Origin of the sequence: Streptomyces sp. NPDC057543 (assembly GCF_042801895.1) — a bacterium.
Lineage (GTDB): Bacteria > Actinomycetota > Actinomycetes > Streptomycetales > Streptomycetaceae > Streptomyces.
The window spans coordinates 1-3,338 of sequence record NZ_JBHVFF010000497.1 but is presented as its reverse complement, the minus strand read 5'-3'; the positions used below and the strand labels follow the sequence as shown (position 1 = coordinate 3,338).

General features: G+C 68.8%; 1 protein-coding gene. It reads left to right on the top strand.

The window, feature by feature from the left end:
• Positions 1–194 precede the first annotated feature (194 nt).
• Positions 195–3,242 carry a hypothetical protein gene (locus tag ACFU8Q_RS40380; RefSeq protein WP_384464877.1) on the top strand — a complete coding sequence of 1,016 codons (3,048 nt, stop codon included), beginning with the start codon at positions 195–197 and terminating at the stop codon, positions 3,240–3,242.
• Positions 3,243–3,338 lie beyond the last annotated feature (96 nt).

Below are 3,338 nucleotides of genomic sequence, written 5' to 3'. Positions count from 1 at the left end.
CTGTCTACTCGTCGGGGTCTGGGTCTTTTTTTTCTACGTCCCAGCCCTCCCCCGGCCGCGCCACCCCGGCGGCCTGGGCGGGCCCGTGCGGCCCGCGGGGGCGGCCCGCGACCACCCTGGCGAGCTCCCCGAGCGACCCGGTGGAGGACGAGCGGACCTGCTCGGTACCGCGCAACGACCCGGACAACCAGGCGATGCAGCCCAAGCCACGCCAGGTGGAGTGGGCCGTCGACCAGGCGGTCCAGGGCTATTTGAACACCCACATCTCCCGGCCTGCCAACTGGAAGAACCTGGGCATGCCGGCCTACATGCCGCAGAGTCTCTTCCTGAACCCCGCCCTGGAGGGCGGCGGCCGAGCCATGGCGCAGGTCATGCTGGGTGTGACCACGCAAGAGTCGAACATGTGGCAGGCCGGCCGTGAGGCCGTGCCTGGGGTCACGGCGAACCCGCTGATCGGCAACTACTACGGCATCGATCTCTACGACGGCGACAGTTCCAACGACTGGGACATCGACTTCGCCAAAGCCGACTGCGGTTATGGCATCACGCAGGTCACCGACCACATGCGGCTGGCCGGCCGCGAGGACGGTCACGGCGGCGCTGCCTGGGACTACCAGAAGCAGCGGGCCGCGGCGCTCGACTACACCGCCAACATCGCCGCGGGCCTGCAGATCCTGGTCTCCAAGTGGAACGAGACCAGGGCCGCCGGCATGATCGCCAACCACGGCACCACCGGCCGCCCGGAGAACTGGTACTTCGCGCTGTGGGCATACAACTCGGGCTTCCACCCGGACAAGGGCGACGGCTCGCCCTGGGGTCTGGGCTGGGCCAATAACCCCGCGAACCCGGAGTGGGACGCCGGCCGCCTGCCGTTCATGGAGAACGCCGCGGGCGGCGAGGACGCCAGCGCGGCGGCCCGCCCGCAGAACTGGCCTTACCAGGAGAAGGTGTTGGGCTTCGCCGCCCACCCGCCGTCCTTCCTGGAGTCCCCCGGTGTGATGGTGCCGGCGTTCCGTCCCGCCACCTGGAACGGCACCGAGTCGAGCGTTTCCACCAAGGGCAGCGCCCTCTACAACCGCGCCCACCTCAAGGCACCCGAGGACGCGTTCTGCGAACCGACGTCCAACGACTGCTTCCCCGGCCGCATATCCGACAGCGCCACCAACGACAACGGGTCCACGGGCCCGTGCGGGCGCGAGGACTTCATGTGCTGGTGGCACAAGCCGGTCACCTGGAAGACCGACTGCGTCGACACCTGCGGCTACGAGTTCATCCGGTTCTCCACCAGCATGGGTGAGGAACCCGACGGCACCGCGTACCCGCCCGTCTGCACCACCACCGGCCTGCCGTCCGGCGCACTGATCGTCGACGACGTTCCCCGGGGCACCGCCGTCCATCGGCCGGGCTGCGACAACAGCGGCTGGAGCAACAGCGGCACCTTCTCCTTCGACTTCGGCAACAACGGCAGCGAGAGCGTCTACCCCTCCAAGGTCGACCTCCACCAGCTCGGCGCCGGCTTCGGCGGACACTTCTGGTTCGGCCACACCCGCCAGGACGACGCCAAGGGCAACCGTCTGAAGATCACCGCCGACTGGAAGCTGGGCCAGACCCTCGACAAGGACGCACGGGTCTGGGTCCACCTGCCCGACCACGGCGCTCAGACCACGCAGGCCGAGTACCAGATCAAGACCAAGAACGGCTGGTCCACGAAGACCGTCTCCCAGCCGGGCAGCAGCAACCGCTGGGTGAACCTGGGTGCGTACCGCACGAAGGGCATCACTCCGGAGGTCAAACTCAGCACCGTCACCGCCGACGGCACCGGCGACCAGGACGTCGCCTTCGACGCCGTCGCCTTCGAACCGGGCAACTGGAGCACCACCCCCGACATCGTCATCCCGGACGCCGTCGAGGACGCCCCCGATCCCGAGTGGGAGGACACCGACCGCCAGAAGCAACCCGCTCCCGACGGCGTCATCCCGGTCCCCGGCCTGTCGGCCGCGCCGAAGGAATCCTGCCGGGACACCGACCACCAGGGCACCCGGCAGTGCATCACGCTCGACCCGGACATCGACCAGTACGCCACCCCTCAGCAGCAGCAGTCGCTGGACCGGGCCGCCGCCCTGGACACACCGTTGGTGTCGTGGTGCGACAACGCCGATGTCTCCGGCTACACCCTCACCCGCCGGGAGGGCTGCCACAAGCTGGCCGTACTGATCCGCTGGGAGCACAACGGCAAGGTCATCGGCACGGCTGTGTTCATGGTGCGCCAGGAGATCCTTCTGGAGAACAAGGCCGCCTCCCGCGAGAAGCTGTTCATGGGCGCCTTGTCCATCGACGCCGACCTGGGACCTGTGACCCTGGACTACTGGGACGCCACCTGCACCCCGAACTGCGACACGACCTACAACGGGACGTGGAACGGTCCGACGGTGTGGGAACCCGTGGTTGACACGCACTGGGTGTCGGCCACCCGCACCTTCACCTGGAGGACGCCGACCGCCGGCACCTCGGAGGAGTTCGACCGGGGCACCTTCCTCAGCTTCACCGCCGCAGGCCCTGCGGCCGCCGGGGCGGTCAAGACCAAGGACCCGAGCTGGGTGTTCTGGGGGCAGGTCAAGTGCGACAACGCTGTCACCGTGCCCAACTCCACCGGCTGCATCTTCCCCAAGCACATCCCCACCTGGGAGACCAACACCACGCGATACCCGGCTGCCGCCACCTACTACTGGGTGATGCGTGAGGAGCTGGCCACCCACCCGGGCAGCCGGACCCGCGGGAAGCCGATGCACCGTCTGGCGGACACTGCGGCCCAGGAGTACAACCGCAACACGCTCTGCCGGAAGACCGGCGCAGGCGCCTTCACGCCGCACAATGACGCCACACCGGACGCGAACGGTGAGGTCCAGTGCGACGAGTTCCCGTTCGCCGCGACACAGGAGAGCGGCGGCCAGTGGCTGCCGGTACGCAGCGGTGGCGTGTGCGCACAGCTGTACGCCAAGCAGCTGGCCGACAAGACCTGGCGCCTCTTCGACGACGACAACTACGACCCGCCGACCTGGAACGAACCCTGCGGGCGGGCCAGCATGGCCGGCAAGCAGAACATGGACGGTGGCCGCGGCCCCGGCCTGGCCGGGTTCTACAAGAAGGCCCGCATCGATGACGGCGACGCCTTCTACATGGACGTGCCCGGCGTCGAGGGATGCAACCTGACCGACGTGTGCACCGTGCGCCCGCCGACGTAACAGCCCACCGCACAGCCCAGCCCGATCCAGACGAGAGGCCCCAGGACCTGCGGGTCCGCACCGAGTTCGGTGCGGACCCGCAGGCATGCCCGGGCC

Excerpts from the sequence above, each read along its gene's own strand:
- ACFU8Q_RS40380 (WP_384464877.1), top strand. The coding sequence starts at position 195 with ATGCAGCCCAAGCCACGCCAGGTGGAGTGGGCCGTCGACCAGGCGGTC.